This is a genomic window from Bradyrhizobium sp. 35 (genome assembly GCF_023073215.1).
GTDB classification, from domain to species: domain Bacteria; phylum Pseudomonadota; class Alphaproteobacteria; order Rhizobiales; family Xanthobacteraceae; genus Bradyrhizobium; species Bradyrhizobium canariense_D.
Genome location: NZ_JADPJC010000141.1, coordinates 58,048 through 76,714, shown reverse-complemented (window position 1 = coordinate 76,714; position 18,667 = coordinate 58,048). Strand labels below are relative to the sequence as shown.

At 61.6% G+C, this 18,667-nt stretch carries 20 protein-coding genes and 1 pseudogene; 9 read left to right on the top strand and 12 right to left on the bottom strand.

The features are described 5' to 3' along the window. The first annotated feature begins 114 nt into the window (after window positions 1–114). On the top strand, window positions 115–423 hold the full coding sequence (locus IVB36_RS28455; RefSeq protein ID WP_247298197.1) for a hypothetical protein: 309 nt from the start codon (window positions 115–117) through the stop codon (window positions 421–423). Between the two features lie 1,053 nt (window positions 424–1,476). Here the strand turns inward: IVB36_RS28455 and IVB36_RS28450 are convergent. Beyond that, window positions 1,477–1,734: a PepSY domain-containing protein gene (locus tag IVB36_RS28450; protein ID WP_247393897.1), complete on the bottom strand. Its 258-nt coding sequence runs from the start codon at window positions 1,732–1,734 to the stop codon at window positions 1,477–1,479. A gap of 334 nt (window positions 1,735–2,068) precedes the next feature. Here IVB36_RS28450 and IVB36_RS28445 point away from each other — a divergent pair, with 334 nt between their 5' ends. Together IVB36_RS28445 and IVB36_RS28440 are read left to right on the top strand one after the other, a co-directional pair. Then, a complete protein-coding gene (locus tag IVB36_RS28445) occupies window positions 2,069–2,281 on the top strand; it encodes a hypothetical protein (protein ID WP_247294908.1) in 213 nt (70 codons plus the stop codon). A gap of 824 nt (window positions 2,282–3,105) precedes the next feature. Beyond that, window positions 3,106–3,387 carry a hypothetical protein gene (locus IVB36_RS28440; protein WP_247393895.1) on the top strand — a complete coding sequence of 94 codons (282 nt, stop codon included), beginning with the start codon at window positions 3,106–3,108 and terminating at the stop codon, window positions 3,385–3,387. A 325-nt stretch (window positions 3,388–3,712) separates the two neighbouring features. On the opposite strand, the gene IVB36_RS28435 is transcribed toward IVB36_RS28440, so the two are convergent. From IVB36_RS28435 to IVB36_RS28425, 3 genes are all read right to left on the bottom strand, one after another. Beyond that, window positions 3,713–4,072: a PRC-barrel domain-containing protein gene (locus tag IVB36_RS28435; protein ID WP_247393893.1), complete on the bottom strand. Its 360-nt coding sequence runs from the start codon at window positions 4,070–4,072 to the stop codon at window positions 3,713–3,715. A gap of 305 nt (window positions 4,073–4,377) precedes the next feature. Then, on the bottom strand, window positions 4,378–4,635 hold the full coding sequence (locus IVB36_RS28430; protein ID WP_247393891.1) for a hypothetical protein: 258 nt from the start codon (window positions 4,633–4,635) through the stop codon (window positions 4,378–4,380). A gap of 128 nt (window positions 4,636–4,763) precedes the next feature. Then, complete coding sequence (locus IVB36_RS28425) at window positions 4,764–5,321, bottom strand: DUF305 domain-containing protein (RefSeq protein WP_247393888.1); 558 nt, start codon at window positions 5,319–5,321, stop codon at window positions 4,764–4,766. A gap of 599 nt (window positions 5,322–5,920) precedes the next feature. Between IVB36_RS28425 and IVB36_RS28420 the strand changes: the two genes are divergently transcribed. After that, window positions 5,921–6,565, top strand: coding sequence for a cation transporter (locus IVB36_RS28420; RefSeq protein ID WP_247393885.1), 645 nt, complete (start codon window positions 5,921–5,923; stop codon window positions 6,563–6,565). Between the two features lie 191 nt (window positions 6,566–6,756). On the opposite strand, the gene IVB36_RS28415 is transcribed toward IVB36_RS28420, so the two are convergent. The 5 genes from IVB36_RS28415 to IVB36_RS28395 all read right to left on the bottom strand — a co-directional run bounded on the left by IVB36_RS28415 (window position 6,757) and on the right by IVB36_RS28395 (window position 8,920). Then, entirely contained in the window at window positions 6,757–7,074 is a 318-nt protein-coding gene (locus IVB36_RS28415) for a hypothetical protein (protein ID WP_247393882.1), read from the bottom strand. A gap of 1 nt (window position 7,075) precedes the next feature. Then, on the bottom strand, window positions 7,076–7,399 hold the full coding sequence (locus tag IVB36_RS28410) for a hypothetical protein (protein ID WP_247393872.1): 324 nt from the start codon (window positions 7,397–7,399) through the stop codon (window positions 7,076–7,078). An 11-nt stretch (window positions 7,400–7,410) separates the two neighbouring features. After that, a complete protein-coding gene (locus tag IVB36_RS28405; protein ID WP_247393869.1) occupies window positions 7,411–7,737 on the bottom strand; it encodes a hypothetical protein in 327 nt (108 codons plus the stop codon). Window positions 7,738–7,839: 102 nt separating this feature from the next. Next, complete coding sequence (locus IVB36_RS28400) at window positions 7,840–8,082, bottom strand: hypothetical protein (RefSeq protein WP_247393866.1); 243 nt, start codon at window positions 8,080–8,082, stop codon at window positions 7,840–7,842. Between the two features lie 169 nt (window positions 8,083–8,251). Next, entirely contained in the window at window positions 8,252–8,920 is a 669-nt protein-coding gene (locus tag IVB36_RS28395; RefSeq protein ID WP_247393863.1) for a hypothetical protein, read from the bottom strand. A gap of 312 nt (window positions 8,921–9,232) precedes the next feature. Between IVB36_RS28395 and IVB36_RS28390 the strand changes: the two genes are divergently transcribed. The 5 genes and pseudogenes from IVB36_RS28390 to IVB36_RS28370 all read left to right on the top strand — a co-directional run bounded on the left by IVB36_RS28390 (window position 9,233) and on the right by IVB36_RS28370 (window position 14,348). Next, window positions 9,233–10,690, top strand: coding sequence for an AAA family ATPase (locus tag IVB36_RS28390; RefSeq protein ID WP_247393860.1), 1,458 nt, complete (start codon window positions 9,233–9,235; stop codon window positions 10,688–10,690). Window positions 10,691–11,198: 508 nt separating this feature from the next. Beyond that, window positions 11,199–11,408 carry a hypothetical protein gene (locus tag IVB36_RS28385; RefSeq protein ID WP_247393857.1) on the top strand — a complete coding sequence of 70 codons (210 nt, stop codon included), beginning with the start codon at window positions 11,199–11,201 and terminating at the stop codon, window positions 11,406–11,408. A gap of 480 nt (window positions 11,409–11,888) precedes the next feature. Continuing rightward, entirely contained in the window at window positions 11,889–12,200 is a 312-nt protein-coding gene (locus tag IVB36_RS28380; RefSeq protein ID WP_247393854.1) for a hypothetical protein, read from the top strand. Continuing rightward, window positions 12,197–12,475 (top strand): AlpA family phage regulatory protein, encoded by a 279-nt coding sequence (locus IVB36_RS28375; RefSeq protein WP_247393839.1) that lies wholly within the window; start codon window positions 12,197–12,199, stop codon window positions 12,473–12,475. Before IVB36_RS28380 ends, IVB36_RS28375 begins: the two co-directional genes overlap by 4 nt. 665 nt (window positions 12,476–13,140) lie before the next feature. After that, window positions 13,141–14,348, top strand: a pseudogene (locus tag IVB36_RS28370) (YeeE/YedE family protein). Between the two features lie 53 nt (window positions 14,349–14,401). Here the strand turns inward: IVB36_RS28370 and IVB36_RS28365 are convergent. From IVB36_RS28365 to IVB36_RS28355, 3 genes are all read right to left on the bottom strand, one after another. Then, on the bottom strand, window positions 14,402–15,946 hold the full coding sequence (locus tag IVB36_RS28365) for a GMC family oxidoreductase N-terminal domain-containing protein (RefSeq protein ID WP_204511382.1): 1,545 nt from the start codon (window positions 15,944–15,946) through the stop codon (window positions 14,402–14,404). Between the two features lie 84 nt (window positions 15,947–16,030). Next, window positions 16,031–18,289, bottom strand: a complete 2,259-nt coding sequence (parC, locus tag IVB36_RS28360) for a DNA topoisomerase IV subunit A (protein WP_247370589.1) — start codon at window positions 18,287–18,289, stop codon at window positions 16,031–16,033. A gap of 60 nt (window positions 18,290–18,349) precedes the next feature. Next, window positions 18,350–18,634, bottom strand: a complete 285-nt coding sequence (locus IVB36_RS28355; protein ID WP_018458403.1) for a hypothetical protein — start codon at window positions 18,632–18,634, stop codon at window positions 18,350–18,352. Between the last annotated feature and the right edge of the window lie 33 nt (window positions 18,635–18,667).

The following is an 18,667-nucleotide window of genomic DNA, read 5'->3' as shown; positions in this document are numbered from 1 at the left end:
TGGGCCTGTCGGGGCTTATCCGCTTGATATACCTCCAAATTCCCGAATGCGCCCCTACACAGGGTGGCCGGAACACGGTAAGGTTCCTCTTCGCTCCAACGGGAGTTGCTGTGTATGCCTCGCTCCCCCTCCATCGTGCCGCATGTCGATCACGACACCTATCTTGTGCTGAACGATTTTGGCAGCTTCGGGCGCGCCTGGTGCGAGGCTGACGAAAAAGACAGTGACCGCGCATCACTTCTCCGCCGCCTTTTGGAAGACCAATTTAGTCATCCCGTGCGGATCGTCGCGTTCAATACCGCCGAGGGCTGGTCGCGCGACGTGACGGTAGATATTGCCGACGAGCTGCGTCGCCGTTTTGTCGAGTACGATGACGTGCCAAGTTCTGTGCAGGAGTTTGTGGAGACCGCAGTCCGGCGGTGACCACGCCACAAGGTTCGAGAGCAAGCGGGCGAGCGCTTCCGCGATGCAATGCCGGCCTACGCGCCAAACGCGCGGCTGATCTCGCGCACAAGCCTGAGCGCCGCGTCACTATGTCGGCGCGAGCCGCCGCTAGACCGCGAGAAACGTAAGTTGTCTGCGCACGGGAAAGGAGCGGAGCCGATCCGCTCGCTCATTGGTGAGGCCCTGACGGACATGCCGCCCTAAGCCTCATACCCTCAGCAGCCCGCCGGGTTTCATTTTTGGAACAAACGGGCGGTCTGCATGTTTCCGAGCATTGTTGCTCGGGAAGCTGCAAAGATGCTTACGATGATGGCAACGCTCGCCGCGCCTGTCGTGGTGCTGACGATATTGATAATCCTCGCCTGTGAGATCAGGGACGCCTGGCATAGAAACCGCATCGAATAGTAAGACCGCCTCAGTGGGCCGGGACCGCTACAACCCGTTACCCAGGAAGGACCATATCAGGGGATTGGCCATGGGCATCGAGTGCATGCACTCGGCGAAATACTGGCGGGCTCGCGCGGAGGAGCTTCGCGCCAAGGCAGACAACTGCGAGTATCCCGAAACGCGAGATGCGCTTCGCAGTGTTGCCAAGAACTACGACGACCTCGCGCGAAGCGCTGAGCAAATCGGACGCACGGCCGAAGCTCGGCTAGTCGCTGAGGAATATGCGAACGACCAACGCGGGCTACAGCAGAAACTCCGCCATAAGATGAATTAAGGCCGCCTCGGTTGGCGGCCTCTGTCCACACCCACGACCAGCAGTAGCTCGGCGCCGTTCCGAACTGATTTCCGCCGCCCTAATTTCGCGGTGCCTATGCGCAAAGGCCCGCGCAAGCGGACTTACGCTGCGAACGGTCTGGCCAGTGGCCAGACGAAGTCAGGCTCTGCGATCTTGAGCCGCGCTTCGTCTGCAAGGCATGCGGGCAGCGCGGCGCCGACGTCAGGCCCGGAAGCGAGCCCACCGTAGCCGCTGGCGTGCTGCCCGCACGAAGAGAGTAAGGCCCCGTGAGTTGGCGGCCTGTCACGGTGTCAATCGTCCTGCTTTTCTGAGGTGATCTGACCAGTCCTTGGATCGGCATGGAAATCCATCCTCTTGCCGTCCTTGATGCCTTCACCCTCCCATCGGCCATCATCGGCTTCCAGCTTCGTGACCTGCGAATAGCCAGATTGCTTAACTTTCGCCATGACCTGGTCCATCGGCATCCAATCTGGCCCAGGCTGATCAGCATAGGCGAATGGCGGAGCCAACAAGATCGAGGCCAAGGCGGCTGCGGCGAGTTTGCGCATAGTGATCTCCTATCTGGGGATCACCTCCAACGAGGCGAGCGGATATTCGTTGCCTCACGGTTTGCTGCAAAAAGTGGCCGTGCCCAGTTCGGCTTCTGCTGCGCGGAACCAATCCGCTGTGTGCCTTTTTGCACAAAATACGGAACGGATACCGCTCTTGCGAGTCATTCCGCATTCGGGCCTGGGAGATAGCGGCGTGCCGTCAGCGGAATACTATTTGCGACAAGCTGAGGTCGCATCAAGGATGGCCCTCACAGAGGGCCTTCATCGAAGCGAATGCTAGCCGGCCCTTTGCGGTCCAACTGGCGCTTCCACTACGTGGAGTTGCTTGAGCATGGCGTGCCTGACCCCCGCCGAGAAGATTGAGCAGAGCTATGACGACGCCATGATCGCGCTGGCCGACTATCTCACGCGCGACTGCGATGCCGAGACCACCGTCGACCGGCTGCTCCGCATCCTCGATCGCGACAGCCTCCGAGATGCTATCACTGAGGTCTTGGTCGATGCGCGGGTGCATCCTAGGCCGAGGGCGGATGTGCTGGAATAGACGGAGCGGCCACGCGGCTTACCGGCTGATGCGGAACAAATAGCACACCTATGGTTCCGGTGACTCTGACCTACGCTGGTGCGAGAGCCGTTGTGCCTCCTCGTTCTGGACCTGTTCAAGCAAATCGAGGGTGGCGGCAAGGCCAGCGTAGGTTCTGGACACGTTTATAAGCAGGTTGGCGACCCGCTTTGTCGTACCTTCAATGTTGGCGCGTGTTCGATATTCAGCCGCGAGTTTGCGGCACTGTTCAGAGCTTTGCCGTGCTGCCGTGATCATCCACACCCGCCCACATGTCCCAAGCGCATGCTTACCGATTTGGATTTCTCAGTGCACGTCAAATCCGACTGAAGAACTACATACGAAGGTTTAGACGCTGCGATTGCAGCCGACCGAACAAGGGCGCGGGTGTCCGCATGGGCGAAGAGCTGATCCGAAGTGAATGAGCACCGCAAGCGACTGCTGCGGGTCAAAAGCGTCAGTCTAGCACTCCGCTGCAAAAACTTCCGGTCTACCGCTCTGAGCCGACATGTAGCGGCACCGCCCCAATGGTAGCGATGGGCCAGAACCGGAAGTCTCGCATCTTTCGCCCGTCCCATTTTCTAGGGAGCACCCGCACGCCCATTCGGGCAAGCCCGCCACTCGAAAGGCGACCAGCCTCAACTCGACGCGAACAGCTCAGATTTGCGCCTATGGACAGTCGCCGACTGAGCACCAACACCCCTGCATGTAAGCACCTTGCGGCGCAGGTACGGAACAACGTTACACCCAAGAGATTCTCGGAACGAAACGGGTCGTCAGTGTTTCTCTGGCTTTAGGAGGTGCCCATGACTTCTCTTGCGATAGAAGGCGCGTGTGCGTTCGCATGGCGGAACTACTTGCTCCTCCACAGCGGCATCAGCGAGAACGATCACAGGCGTTCCGCCGTTTATTGCTACGTCGCCAATCTTCGTGATACCGGCGAGCATGATTTCGATCTCTTGCAAGTAGCGGCAGTCGCTTACTTGAAAAAATTGGACGAATTGCATGACGACCGACGTGCGAGACTCGCTGCGGATCAAATTTTGGCCGAGTGTTTGGAATCACGCCGCGCACGACCGGACACTTAGCAGGCCGATATCTGTCGGTACCTACACAGCCGGGCCGTCGTTCGAGAGGGAGGCTGAAACTACAGCTGACGTTTTGAAGGAACTGGAGACCGCCGCTTTTGGCTATCTGCGCGAGCGCTTGTATTCAGAGCAGCGGGTCGCACGCAGCGACGCGACATGCGCCGTGTTAGTACCGGCGAGCGGCGGTCTCTTTCGATCGGCAACCACCGCGAATACCACCGCCATCCTACTGGAATGCGGCACTCCAGGCCGCGCACGCCATGGTGGAACGCATCCGAGTGACGCCAAAAGAGAAGGACCGCCTTTCGGGCGGTCCCCTTGGGAATTAGATAAAGGTGCTCTCGTAGTACTTGTTCACTCTGCTCTCACTCTGATCCGACCAATTCCAGCTACTTTCGTCATTGTACTTGGGCGCGGACTTCAGCCGGTCTTCGGTAATATTCGTTAGATAGCCACCAAGGCCCTCGTCATATCTCAGGGACTGCCACGGCAAGGGATAGTAGTCGTCGCCGATACCCAGGAAACCGCCGAAGCTCAAGACGGCGTATTTTACCTGACCGCTTCTTTTATCGATCATCACACGTTCGATGGTACCGACCTCACGTCGGTCCGCGCCGTACACCGTCGTTCCCTCAACCTTATCACTTCCGATCAGATTACTCGTTTCACGATCTTGCATTCCCATGATTACCTCCGCTGCTTAGGAGCTTGGAATCGCGCTGATGGTCAGCGCCATCAGCAGCCGCAGTTGGAGAACGGGATAAACGGGCAAAGGGTTCGCTCGAAACGAGCGGACTATAAGGTTTTAATGTTTCGGCGGAACGCAAGTGTCTTGGGTGCTTTCAAGCTGCTCGGCCATCGCTAGTGGCATTGTCCCGTATTCGACTGGTCAAAGCGGGAAAAAATGGCATCGGCCGGAACGTTCAAGAAGTTGGCTGAGTTGAAAGTCATGCGCCTCGCGCTCCGGTTAATTCTGCGCGGCGCAGCCGACTAAAAACCCGCAAGAGGCTGCAAACTTGTCTCCGACGTGCAATCGCAGCACGGCCGTGCGAGGATGTGATGTACACCACCGCGATATACGATGAGCTGAGGCAGATAGAGGCGGATGTCGTCGAAGGGGAACGGCGCCTCGCCGAGCAAGAGGCGCTTGTTATTGAGCTGAAGCGCCAGAACCAAGACACGGAAAAAGCTGAAGCCGAGCTTGAACGGATGCGCGGAGATCAGCAACGTCGCGATCAGGATCGACAACGTCTGCTCTCACGGCTGCAACCCTGAAACAGCCACCCGCATTCTTACGGGACTTTAAGCGGATCAGCTAAGATCGCTCCGGTAGTCGGTCCAGAACGGGCCATTTCCGGATTTGTGAACCTCAGCAATCAGCGTGGGATTTTGGTTGTGTCGATGGCGGTGCTCTCGTCCGTCTGCGCAGGAGGAGGTTTGGCCACGCGCTCACGGTACGATGGCAGATCGACAGCATTTGCCGCCGGTGGGTTGGCTTCCAGTCGCAAGATGTCGCGTTCCATTTCGACGATCTCCCGGACCTGCGCATCGATAATACCGTCCGCAAGCCTCCGCACCTCTGGGTCTTTGATGTGCGCCCGCTCGCTTGTCATGATGGCGATCGAGTGATGGGGGATCATGGCCTTCATGTAGGCGACATCCCCAATCGTTTGCTGGCTGCGGACGAGCCAAAGCGAAGCGCCGAATACAATCGCCGCGACGGCAAGAATGGCAGCATTCAGCCGATAGCTCCTATACATGCCAAACATGAAGCTGAGCATGATTATCGCCATCGCCGCTCCCATGAGCAGGGCCATATAGACCCGCGTCTCACTGAAGCGCACGTGTTCCAAGGCATACGTGTTAAGGTACATCAACCCGAACATCACGACGGTCGAGACGGTAATCATGGAGAAGAAACGCGGGTAGGACATGGGCCACCTCCGCAGAGGAGACTCGTTGAAGTTTGCGCGGTTCCTCGACCGGGCGGCTTTCAGCTTCGAGGCATGACTGACCTAGCCCGATGCACTCGGCAGTCTGCTGACCCAATCAGTGAGCTAGCCGGTCACCTCCTTCTGGGGCGCAAAGCTGCGCGAGCGCAATAGATCATCCCGCCAGCTAAGATGAGAAGAACGGCCGCCCCAGCGAGGAAGTGCAAAATCGCCATCGCAGCGCTCTCTAGGGCTTTTCCGTCCTTCGCTGGACAAGCAGCGCCACCAGCAGCAGGGCTGCCGTGGCCAACAGGAATGTCCCGGAACTGATTTCAGCGGGTCTGCGTCGCATCCCGAACGCTATCACGATCGCTGATGGCCGCATTCACCTGAGTTAACACCGTCACTTACTTCAAGGCAGCGACAAAGAGGGAGCCTTAAAATCAGCTAGGGGTTAAAAGCGTCGGTCTAGCACTCCATTGCAAACTCCCGGTCTCCCCCTCTGAGCCGACATGTAGCAGCACCGCCTCAACGGTAGCGATGGGCCAAAAGGCGACCGAACTCGACTAGCGATTGGCCTCAATTCATCTTATCTTCGGCCCATGAATGATTGCTGTTGTCCTCCGCCGCCCCTCAACTTGGGCGGAAACAAGAAGCGGGATGCCGCTTACCGCCGGGTGCTCTGGGCTGTGCTCGCGATCAATGCCGCAATGTTTGCGGTTGAGGTCGTCGCGGGCCTCGCTGCTGGATCGGCGTCGTTACAAGCAGACGCGCTCGACTTCTTAGGTGACGCTGCAAACTATGCCATAAGCCTGCTCGTAGTTGGCATGGCACTCCGCTTTCGCGCTGCTGCTGCTCTTGCGAAGGGCGCTACAATGGCCGCCTTCGGTGCATGGGTCATCGCAACAGTCGTTTGGCATTCGCTCCACGGAACGCTCCCAAGCGCAGTTGCTATGGGCACCGTTGGAGTTGCGGCCTTGGCTGCCAACGCCGCTTCATTTGGTCTTCTTTGGGCGTACCGTCATGGTGACGCCAACATGCGATCTGCATGGATTTGCACCCGTAACGATGTGCTTGGGAACCTCGCGGTCTTATTGGCAGCCGCTGGCGTGTTCGGGACCGGCACAGGATGGCCCGACGTGATCGTGGCCGCCATCATGGCAGTGCTTGCTATTCAGGGTGCTGCTATCGTCATCCGGCAAGCCGTCGGAGAGCTGCGCGTAGGCCGTTTGGCAGCAGCCGAATAAATCCCCTTGCCAAGGCTAATGTTCGTTTTGGGTCAAAACCTGCCCTGATGGCGCGGCCGGAGAATGTCTCCCAGTCCCCCGGAAGCGGACGTGGCTTGAGTTTGGCAGTCCGGTTCACCTCGCCTCTAGGGCGCGAACTAGCGGCAGCGGAATAAGCAAGGGATGTTTCGGAAGGCTGGCCGCTGGACGGGTCAATCGCTTCGGTTTGCCCCTCCGCCAATGACTTCCGGTATACCCCGGGTGAACGGACATTGGCCTGATACCCGAGCCTCCGCTGAGAAGAATCGTCTGTATGCCTTCGCATCGAATGCTTCCGATTCCCAGGGCCAGTCGAAACAGCAAAGATGGCTGCCCCCGTACCACAGAAAGTAAGCCGAAACGGTGCTGCCGCCGCGATCATCATCGTTTTCGTCTAAATAGATTTCCCATTCGACAATATCGCTCAGCAGCATGCCCTTCGATGCGAGGAATTTCGCAGCAGCTACCTTTGCTTCCCGCGCTGTTTGCACGTCAATGCGCTTTCGATTTGAGGGCTAAAGTCCAGCTTGAACTTGTCCCTGGCTTGTCGCGAGTGGTGCTCACATTGCAATGCCAAATGCCGCCGTCAAACGTCACCATCATTCCGCGCGAGTAGTCCTTTGGTGCTTGCCAGCTTCCCTGATACCGGATGCCGCCGCCAGCTTCGAGTTCGCGAATCCGCGTCTCTAACGGGGCGATGGCCTTGCCAACGAAATCTGCGATGATCGGGGCAATAGCGGACATAAGGTCGGGTAAGTCGGCGGTTCGTATTGGTCTAGCGAGTTGTTCGGCAGTGAGGTCGGCGGGCTTTTCCATCGCTTTGCTGCTCAACGCCGCTTTTGCGTTTCGGACGCGATCTGCTTGGCTCGCTCCCCGATCAGATATCTGACGTTTTCACCATGGGAGGCTAAATATGCCCGAGCGATTTTTAATTCGATTAGTTCGGTTCGGGTGAAGCTGCGTTTCGTGCCGGGCCGGCGGGTACCTGTAGCCTTCAGCACGACGATCTTGTCATAGTAGAATTTCACGTTAGCCGAGTGCCCACCCGCTACCGCTTTGCCCAAAGCGATCTCCAGACCGAAAAGCTCGGCATCCGTTGGTCCGGCGAAAACTACTGGCGATCTTTGGCGGCTCTGAGTGATGGCGGCTGACATAGTTGCGGCCCTCTCGGGATTGCCGAGTGTCGCATACTCGCGACAGTCATGCAGTCACCCGTGACGGTCGCAACGATGTTGGACGTGTAATCAACGCCGGTTTCATGTGTTTTTCCGGCCCGTCCTATCCAGCCATGCCGCGATCACGATGGCCAATGCAGCGCCAATCTTCTGCCGGTCCTCCGCGTGGCTCTTCTGCAATAGCGTTTCTGAGAGCAGCGCCTCGGTCACCCGGATTTCATCGACCTCGACCGGTACGACGATCCTGCCGCACTCCTGTCGCCGGCGCTGCCTGCGCTTCCGCTCTGCAGCTGTTAGCGGTGCGGTTGGTAGCCATACAGTCATCTCTCCTGCTCCTTCAGCAGCATTTCAAGGGTACGTGGTAGATGGTCACGCGAAGGCCCATTGCCAATTTGCTCCCGGGACAAATGCAGCGGCCGGTGCGGTTCTCGGGGCCTTGTTGGGCCATGTTTGAACATACCCCCCGGTATCACCCCGCTCCGGCGCCCATTGGCTAGTCGATAATGTCGCGACGCTCCAGCTTGAACCGACGATCAAACGCGTCGCGCTGACGCAGCGTCTGCCACTTCTCAATCACAGGCGAGATGCGCGGCGCAATCGCAGCCGCGAGCAGGTCCGCGCCAGCGTCCAGCTCTTCCGGTGTCGGCCAGATACGGTCAGGAAAATCGATCTCATGTTGCGCGGCGCGAGCGCGCACGGTCGCCAGCGCGTCATGCAAGCGGATACAATAGAAACTGACCTTCGGCGGCTCGGCACCGGCGCCGTTCTTGAAGTGCTGCGCGACCGCTTGCATGGCATCGATGACGGTGCCAGCGGAGAGCACGACCCAGCGCTTGCCGTCGTGCGCGAAGCAGAGCTGCACCGGCTTGCCGTCGTCGAGATCGTTCAGCCGCGAGATGATTTCGAACTCCAGATCGCGCATCGCATGATCCACCGCAGCGCGGGCAGCACCGGCATCAACCAGTAGATCAAGCGCGCTGACGATCACGGCGTCGGCCGCGATGAAAATCTGATCGCGCCACAGGCCATCGGCGCGCTGCTCCGGGCTCGGCACGATGAGCGGCTGCAACTGGCCGCGTTTCTTCATGGCTTTGCGGTTGTGCTCGGTCTTGCCGATGAGAACGTCGAATTGGTGAGGCGGGATCGGTGTGAGGCAAAACATGGTTCGGATTTCCCAAATGCTTCGGCGGAGGCAGAGTTGCCTCTTGCGGAAAACCACGAGCCCGATTAATAGTCAAGACGATTTAGCCAATGTTTTCAATGGCTTATGGCGGATCGGTGAGGTTCAGTGCGGCTCGGTGAGGTTCAGAAACACCTCGGTGAGGCTGCTTTGAGCGAGCGAAAGAATCCCGCCGCCGGTCTGGCAACCGGGGCGGGACAGAAGCCGAAGTGAAAGGAAAGACGAATGCATGACGAACATACATCGACTGCGGTCGAAGTGTCTACTGCCACTTTGCAGGAGCCCGACGACGAATTGCACACCATCGGCGCGTTCACCGTCTGCACGAACGGTCTGACTGCGCCGCGTGGCGGTCGCCGCAGTCCGGTGCCGCGCAAGGAGATCGAGATCGCCAAAAATTTCCTGAGCAAGTGTCTCCGCACGCGCTGGGCGCGCGACCCCGGCTCGCCGTCGGCAACGATCCTGTGCGATCTGGTCAACGAGTGGGCTCTCGATTGCAACCAGTACACCGACGGCATCAGTGTAGGGGCTATCATCGTCGCCTCCTTGGAGCTGGGCATCCCCTGCGTGCCCAAGGGCGAGAGGGATGCTCTGATCGGAGTCAACTTTCAGGACGCCTGTCTGGGCACCAACCTGCCGATCGACCCGGGCAAGGTGCAGAATGATGTGTGGCAGAGGTATGCCAAGGAAGCCGGCTGCCTTGAGACCGACATCAAGTTCATGAACGAGACTGCACCGCCACCGCCGCGCGAGTGGGCGGTGCCCGACCATATCCTGAAGCGACAGGTGACGCTGCTCTATGGGGAAGGCGCCATTGGCAAATCGCTCCTCATCCTGCAACTGGCGTGCTCGACGGTCCTGTCGAGGGAGTGGCTCGGCTGCCACCCTGAGGCAGGCCCGGTGATGTACCTCGGTGCCGAGGATGACGAAGTCGAGCTGCGACACCGCCTCCATGACATCGCCGCGCACTATAATGAGCCGTACTCCGCACTGATCGAGAACGGTCTATTGGCGTCGAGCTATGCCGGGCAGGACATGACGCTCGCGCGGTTCGACAGCGACGGCAATCTCGTGCCGACGCCGCTCTTTCACGCCCTGTCGGGGTGGGCGCAAATCCTGCGGCCGGTCGTGATCATCCTCGACACGTTGAACGACATCTTCGACGGCGACGAGAACAATCGCGGGCAGGTTGCCGCGTTCGTCGGACTGCTGCGCAGTCTGGCAATGAACGCCAACTGCGCTGTTATCGTCAACGCGCACCCGAGCCAATCTGGCAGCAGCAGCGGCACGTCCGGCTCGACTGCATGGCACGGCAAGGTCAGGGGCCGTCTGCATTTGCGAGCCGCCAACAAGGACGAAGGCGGGCTGACCGATCCCGAGGTACGGGTGTTGGAGTACAAGAAGGTTCAATATGGCCCGCTCCCCCCGAAGGTCATGTTGCGCTATCAGAACGGCGTCTTTGTTCCCGAGGCGCCGGGCGGATCGACCGACTCGCAGATCGTCGAGCAGCGCGCCGAGCAGGTGTTCCTGGACTTGCTCGACCGCTTCACGCGCCAAGGCCGCAACGTCACCGACAAGAAGGGCACCACCTACGCACCGGCATGCTTTGCCAAGGAGAAGGAGGCCACGTCCGAGAAGCTGAATAAGAAGGCGCTCGCCGAGGCCATGTTGCGGCTGTTCGAGGGCAGGAAAATCCGCGTTGTGACCGAGGGGCCGCCATCGAAGCCGCGCTCGCGGATCGTTGAGACGTGAGGGTTTCGACGTGAGAGAAACCGTTTCCAGCAACCAATTCCAGCAGCTTCCACCAGACTTCCAGCACCTTCCACCTGCCTGTTCTTCCACCCCCCTTATACCCCCCGTTGGTGGAAGAAGGGGCCGGGCTGGAAGCCCGGCCCCCCTTCTACCAACCGGCGGCTTGGGGGAGTGCGAGTTTAGGAGGGCAACTTCGCCTCGCCCCGCATTCCCTTTCTTCGCTCGGCGCCTGCTCGGAGGTCGTGGTCGTCGGAGTCGTCGGCTGCTCGGAGGCGTCGCCGCAAGGTACTGTGCGCGCTCCCACAAGGGAGCCGTCGGCGCCCGCCCTGCAAGGCCGGCCGTGTCGAGCCGTTCAGCTTCACCGCGATCAGGTTCTCGAATTCGTTGGAACCTGTGGCACTTCGAACAGCTCGCCAGCGAGCGGCGCGTGATCCGGTACAAGCGCGCCAGCCGAGCCGGTGGCTCTGAGCGTATCCCAAGGACGCCGAGCGGGAGTCACTGGACGCGTTTGGTCTATGCCACCGCTGCCCGGCAGGCGGTCCAGATTAACTTCGATCAGCGGGCCGCAGAACTGGCCGCAGCGCCCATGCCTGGCGCCGCCGAGGGTGATCCGGTCGGAGTGGACGAGACGGTGACCTTCGGCGCCCAAGGTCCGCACCGCCAGCTCGACGTCGCGCCGGCTCCATGTCGGGCCGACAAGCGATGCCGCTTGCTGTAGAGTTTCGAGACCTGAAACTGCTTGACCGTATAGGGCGAGCGCTGGCCGCACAGGCGACGAGCGGCTCAATCCGCCGTACCACCAATGTGCGCACGGATTCGTGCGCACATCCTCTCCAGCGTCTCGGCAACCGCCGCTTCGGCGCGCTCGGTGAGGCTCGTTGTCTCGTCATCTGTCCCATTGGGTCACCTAACGACTTGCGAGCACGGGAGTCTCCGCACCGCCAGCTCAACGGTCATGGTCCAATCGCGCCGACTCAGTTGCGGTTCCAAAAGTCGCGATCCGTGCGACTTTGTCCGCCCATCGCCCCCCGACGCGATGCGCTGCCGCCGCCTCGCGCCGCAATTCCGTAGTCGCGCCTGTTCAAAAGACATGTTTGCGGCCTGTGGTGATCGATAAGACACTCCCCAGCGCCTCCCCAGCAACTCCATGCGGCGCTAAACTGCTCAGCGTCATTCGTTGAGGAGATTTGCAAGTTCCATGGCAAGCAAAAGCAAGGCCGCGAACGCCGCCGCCGCCATCGCCAACAACATTCCGCGCACGAGCTTCACGATCTTGGAGTTCTGCGCGATGGAAAACATTTCGGAGAGCTTCTATCGGCTGCTGCGTGAAGCTGGACTCGGCCCGAAGGAAATCCGGCTGGGTCGGGCCGTGCGCATCACGATGGGGGCCGCCACCGAGTGGCGGGTGATGTTCTCGCAGCAGAGCACGCAGGACGCGTTCAGCAAATTCTTGCAGGAGCGCAAGGAGCAGCGCTCGCGCCGCAAGCAACAGCAGGAGCAGGCGCTGTGAACCGCACAATGGCTGCCGCGACGGAAGACGGCGCACCGAACGAGTCCGGCCCCCGGCGCATGCTCAATGAGGAGCAGGTGTTGCAGATCATCCCGGTATCGCGAACCACGCTGTACCGCATGGAAAAAGCCGGTCGCTTCCCCCGTGCAACCTACATCTCGCCAAACCGGCGCGTTTGGTTCGAGGATGAGATCGTGGCGTGGCAATGCGCGGTTGATGAATTCAACCCGAACCGTGGTCGCGGCAAGGGGCGTCGCCAGCGTGTTTCAGCCTGACACCATCGTGGTCTAGGGCCTAATCGGGCCGAGCCGACCAAAAGCAGCGAAATCACCGGGGAAAACGGCCTTGACGCCAAGTCGTGTGGTCCTGACGCCCGGGGTCTGTGCGTCAAGTCCTGCGGTGATGTGGCGGCCCAACCGGGCCGCGCGCATCAGTCATCTGCATGGCGACGGGGGCAATAGTGCATCGCTCCCCGAGGAGAGCACGAAGGACACGTTAAAACCATCGTGCACGGAAGGCCGGGCGATCCGGCGAACCTGTGGTCCACCCCGTGTGCATTTCTATCGCGCACGGACCTGCGGGTGCCAGCCGGCGCCCGGCCTTCCCTGCGCCCTTGTCTCAATGAGGGCGATGCGACGACGCAAGACTCGGGCGGAACGCGCCGCGAGATCGCGAACTCTCGTCCGCCGTTTGAAACGTGCATCGGCGCGACGACTAATCTTGCCCACTCTCGCTGTCGTCGCCCGGCTTGACCGGGCGACCCGGTAGCCCGAGACAGTCGAGATTTGAGAAGAGAGGCCGCGGCGTACTGAATGCCCCGGTCGAGCCTGGGCATGACAGGCTAGCGCTATCGCATCAGTTCCAAGGTCGAAAGATTGGAACGGGCAGAATTCGCCCCGGTTAGCTCTCACTGCCGAAGAAATCCGCTTTTGGATGAGCCATGACCGATCTATCTATCGATGCGCGGCTGCTTGCCCCTGACAATGACCGGCACGGCGCCAATCTCACGGTCGTCGCTGTCGCGGCGGCTGGCGGGCGCAGCGGCCTTGTCAGGCACGATTTCGTGGCAACAGGGATTGTTGTTTCTTCTCGGAGGCGCACTTGGCCTGACGCTGTACCATGCGCTGTTCGGGTTCACCTCGGCTTGGCGCGTCTTCATTGTCGCACGACGAGGCGCCGGCCTTCGCGCCCAAATGGTCATGCTTGTGCTGGCAACCGCCCTCTTCTTCCCGGCCCTGGCGCAAGGCACTCTGTTCGGCGTCGCCGTGCGTGGCGAGCTCGGCGCGGTGGGCGTGGGCATGCTCACCGGGGCATTCCTGTTCGGCCTTGGAATGCAGCTTGGCGGCGGCTGCGCGTCGGGAACGCTTTATACCGCCGGCGGCGGCAACACCCGCATGCTTGTGACACTGGCGGCCTTCATCGCCGGATCGACGCTCGGTGCATTGCATCTGCCGTGGTGGAGCGCACTGCCGAACATCGGCGCCGTCTCGTTGATCGAACGGCTCGGATGGCTGCCGGCGCTCGTGCTCTGCTGGGCTGTTATGGCTGCAATTTATCTCATCACCCTCAGGGCCGAGATCGGCCGCCACGGCGAACTCGAGCCGGGAGCGCGGACGAAGCTCCGCGGCGCGCGCCGCTTCATGCAGGGGCCATGGCCGCTGCTGTGGGGCGCGATCCTGCTCGCGATCGGAAATTTCGCCACGCTGTATCTTGCGGGACGTCCCTGGGGCATCACCTCCGCTTTCGCGCTCTGGGGATCGAAGATCCTGATGAGCCTCGGCGTCGACGTCGCGTCATGGCCCTATTGGCAGGGCGCTCGCGCGACCTCGCTGCACCAAAGCGTCTTCGCCGACATCACCTCCGTCATGGATTTCGGCATCATCCTGGGAGCGTTGCTGGCCGCAGGCCTCGCCGGCAAATTCCATCCGACATGGCGCATCTCCGCATCCTCGCTCCTCGCCGCCATCATCGGCGGCCTGCTTCTCGGCTATGGCGCCCGGCTCGCCTATGGCTGCAATATCGGCGCTTATTTCAGCGGGATCGCATCGGGCAGCCTGCATGGCTGGTGCTGGCTGGTGGCGGCTTTCGTCGGCGGACATTCTGGGGACACATCTCCGACCGCTGTTCGGCTTGGCCGTCGAGCGGTAGGTTTTCGTCTGCGCGCGGTTTCATCAGACCGCCATGGCGGACGACGATTGAACCTAACGCATCATCATCCGCGCGATCGCCTCGCCAATCACCACGGTCGTGAAATGCGTGTTGGCCCGGCAATCCGATGGCATGATCGAGGCGTCGGCGATGCGCAGGCCGGAGATGCCCTTCACGGTGCCGTCAGGGTTGACCACGCCGTCGGCGCTCTCAAAGCCGGTCATACGACAACTGCCGGCGGCGTGCTGGATATCGCCCGTCTCACGGCGCAGCAGCGCATCCAGTTCATGCTCCGGCAAGGCCGCGGCTTGCGGCAGCGTCAGATCGGTGTCCGCGAGCCGGATCCAGTCGACGATGCCTGATAGCGCCGGCTGGGAGGTGATCACGGCGAGCCGCTTCACCGCATCCTTCATGCGCAACATGTCGCGGGGATCGGCCAGCATGTTTTCCTCGACGACAGGATCAATCGCGGGGTCGGTCGAGGCCAGCTTGAGCGAACCACGCGAATACGCGTTGAACAGCCCGGCGCCGATCGCGCCCGGCACGCCGATGCCGCGGTGATTGAAGGCGATCAGGATCATGTCGCGCTTGCCGCCGTCGGCGAGGCCCGACGAATAGGTCACGCAGCAATTGGTATGGCGGGTGTCCGGATCGGTCGGCCGCAGATTTTCGTGGAGCTGGATCGTGGCGCGAAACAGCGGATGGTCAAAGAAGTGCCGGCCGACCGGCAAGTCCCGCTCGACCGCAATCCCCATCGCCTTCAGCTCATCCGCAGGTCCGATGCCCGAGCGCAGCAGGATCGCCGGACTGTGGATGGCGCCGGCGCACAGCACGATCTGGCGCGCGCTGATGTCGCTGGTCCCCTGCCCTTCGATGTGGACGCGGAGGCCGGTTGCCCGGCCGTCGCTGATCAGCACGCGGTCGACCAGCGCATGCCCGCGAATTTCCAGATTGGCGCGGCCCCGCGCGGGCTCCAGATAACCCTCGTTGGTGGTGATGCGGCGGCTGTCGCGGCTGTTGATGGGATAGCAGGCGACGCCCTCGCCGTCAGGCCCGTTGACGTCAGCGCACCAGGGATAGCCGCTGGCCAACGCCGCATCGCGCAAGCCGCGGTCGATCGGCCCCCATTTTTCCGCCGGCGCGCGATACACCGGCAGCGGTCCACCGCGGCCGTGGCCGGCGGCGTCGCCGAAGTCCAGATCATCCTCGATCACCGAGAACAACGGCATCACGTCCGTGGCCGACCAGCCGGTGCAGCCATTGGCGGCCCACTCGTCGAACGCAGCAGCGACGCCGCGGATGGCGATCTGGCCGTTCATCATCGACGAGCCGCCGAGCCCCTTGCCGCGCCAGTAGAAGCGCGGCTCCTGGCCGGCCACACGGCGCGTCAGAAGATCCGGCCATTGCCACTTCTCCTGGTACTCGCGCTTGTGGATGATCGGGATGGGATTTGGCGTCATCACCTCCCAGGGCGCCTCGTCGGCGCGCCAGTCCAGACCCGCCTCCAGCAGCAGGACGCGCCGTGCGGGATCTTCCGAGAGCCGCGCCGCAACAGCAGCGCCGGCCGAGCCGCCGCCGACAACAATGACATCGTACATCGCGCTACTTCTCAACGTTCCAGAACACCGGGATGGCGGACGGTATCAGACCGCGCGCACCGGCGGAACCAGACTGTCGCCCGACTACCCGATCCCCCTGCCGAACTTGTTCGACTTCGGGAATCCCTTCGGCGGCAGACGGCCGGCGTCCGCGCGAGAGCCTTTCCACTCGGCGAGCTCCTTCATGGTCGCGGAGAATTCGCGGCCGGCGGAGTCCTTCCAGGTCAGGCCCGTCTTGGCGTCGAACACTGCAATGTCGGAGAGGCCGCCGTCCTTGTACTTCTGCAGACGCACACCGCGGCCACGCGCCATCTCCGGCACCTGGTCGAGCGGGAACACCAGCATCTTGCGGTTCTCGCCGATGACCGCGACGGTGTCGCCGATCACCTCGGTGACTGTGCGCGCCTCGTTCGGCATGTCGACGTTGAGGACCTGCTTGCCCTTCTTGGTGGTGCCGACGCAATCGTCCTCGCTGACGACGAACCCTTGGCCCTCGTGGCTCGCGACCAGGAATCTGCGTCCGCCCTTGTTGACGAACAGCGTGACCGGCGCGGCCTCCGGCTCGAGATCGATGAACTGGCGGATCGGCTCGCCATGACCGCGGCCGCCCGGAAGTTTTGCGACATCGAGCGAGTAGAATTTTCCGTTGGTGGCGAACAGCAGCAGCTTCGAGGTCGTTTCCGCGAAGAACGCGAATCCGAGCTTGTCGTCCTGCTTGAAGGCCAGCCCCGAGAGATCCTCGACATGGCCCTTGAGAGTGCGGATCCAGCCCTTGTCGGAGACCACCACCGTCACCGGCTCGCGCTCGACCAGTGCCTCCTCGATCGCAGCGAGATCATGCTCTGGCGCGTCGGCAAAGGTGGTGCGGCGCTTGCCGAGCGGGGTCTTCGGTCCGAACATGTCGCGAACCTTGCCGACCTGCTCGCCGACTTTCTTCCACTGCTCGGGTTCGGACGCCAGCAGTCCCTCGATGCCCTTCAGCTCCTTGCGAAGATCCTTGTCCTCGCCGCGGATCTCCATCTCCTCGAGCTTGCGCAGGCTTCGGAGCCGCATGTTGAGGATGGCTTCGGCCTGCACCTCGGTGAGCTTGAACGCCTTGATCAGCGCCGGCTTCGGCTCGTCCTCATTGCGGATGATCCTGATCACCTCGTCGATGTTCAGATAGGCAATCAGCAAGCCGCCGAGGATCTCCAGCCGGCGCTCGATCTCGGCCTTGCGATGGTTGGTGCGACGGATCAGCACGTCGCGCAGATGGTCGAGCCATTCGCGCAAGCACTCCGCGAGCCCAACGACTTTGGGAATGCGGCCCTTGATCAGCACGTTGAGGTTCAGCGGAATCTTGTTTTCGAGCTCGGTCAGCCGGAACAGCGATTCCATCATCAGCGCGGGATCGACGTTCTTCGATTTCGGCTCGATCACGATGCGAACGTCTTCGGCCGACTCGTCCCTGATATTGCCGACCAGCGGCAGCTTCTTCTGGTCCAGCAGCTCGGCGATCTTCTCGATCAGCCGGGACTTCTGCACCAGAAAGGGTATCTCGGTGACGACGACGACCCAGGTGCCGCGCGCGCCCTCTTCCTGCTCCCATCGGGAGCGGACGCGAAACGAACCGCGACCGGTGGTGTAGGCTTCAGCGATCGCCTGCTTGGAATCGACGCAGATGCCGCCGGTTGGAAAGTCCGGACCCTTGACCCATTTCAGCAAGGCCTTCGACTTCGCGTCGGGCTTCTCGATCAGATGCAGCGCGGCGTCGCAGAGCTCGGCGGCGTTGTGCGGCGGGATCGAGGTCGCCATGCCGACTGCGATACCTTGCGCGCCATTGGCGAGCAGATTCGGGAAGCCGCCGGGCAGCACGATCGGCTCTTTCGACTGGCCGTCGTAATTGGGGCGGAATTCGACGCCGTCCTCATCGATTCCGTCGAGCAGAAGCCGCGCGACGTCGGTCATGCGCGCTTCGGTGTAGCGATAGGCGGCGGGATTATCGCCGTCGATATTGCCGAAATTGCCCTGGCCGTCGACCAGCGGGTAGCGCGAGGAGAAGTCCTGCGCCAGCCGCACCATGGCGTCGTAGATCGCCTGGTCGCCATGCGGATGGAACGAGCCCATCACGTCGCCGACGATTTTGGCGGACTTCTTGAATGCCGTGCCCGGGTCGAGCCGGAGCAGCCGCATGCCATACAGGATGCGCCGGTGTACCGGCTTCAGGCCGTCGCGCGCATCCGGCAGCGCGCGGTGCATGATGGTGGAGAGCGCGTAGGCGAGATAGCGCTCTTCCAACGCCTCACGCAGCGGCACCTCGTGAATTTCGGCCGGTTCCTCCGGCGGAATCAATCGTTTTCCCATGCCGCCCGGTTAAACCGTGGAAGCGAATCGGGCAAGGATCGATTGGTTCCCTGTGGCGGCCTACTGGCCGGCCCAGCCTGCGGTGAAGGTCTGGGTGGGTGGCGCGGCTTTAGCCTGCGTGGTGGCCGGGGCATTGGTCAGGCACCGCCGCGCGGTGTCGATCTCGGCCTCCGTCGCCCCTTTGGACCGTGCCCATGCCTCTGCGGCTGCAGCGGAATATTTAGCCACATAGAATCTGACGACGGTACAGGAAGCACGGCGAAAGACGCCCGGCTGCTCACCCGCGAGGGCGTCCGGCGCCAGCGCAATCAGCGCTGCCGATATCACAAGTCCCTTGATCAGCATGAGGCTATCCCCGGTTGGAACCCAAAATGGCAA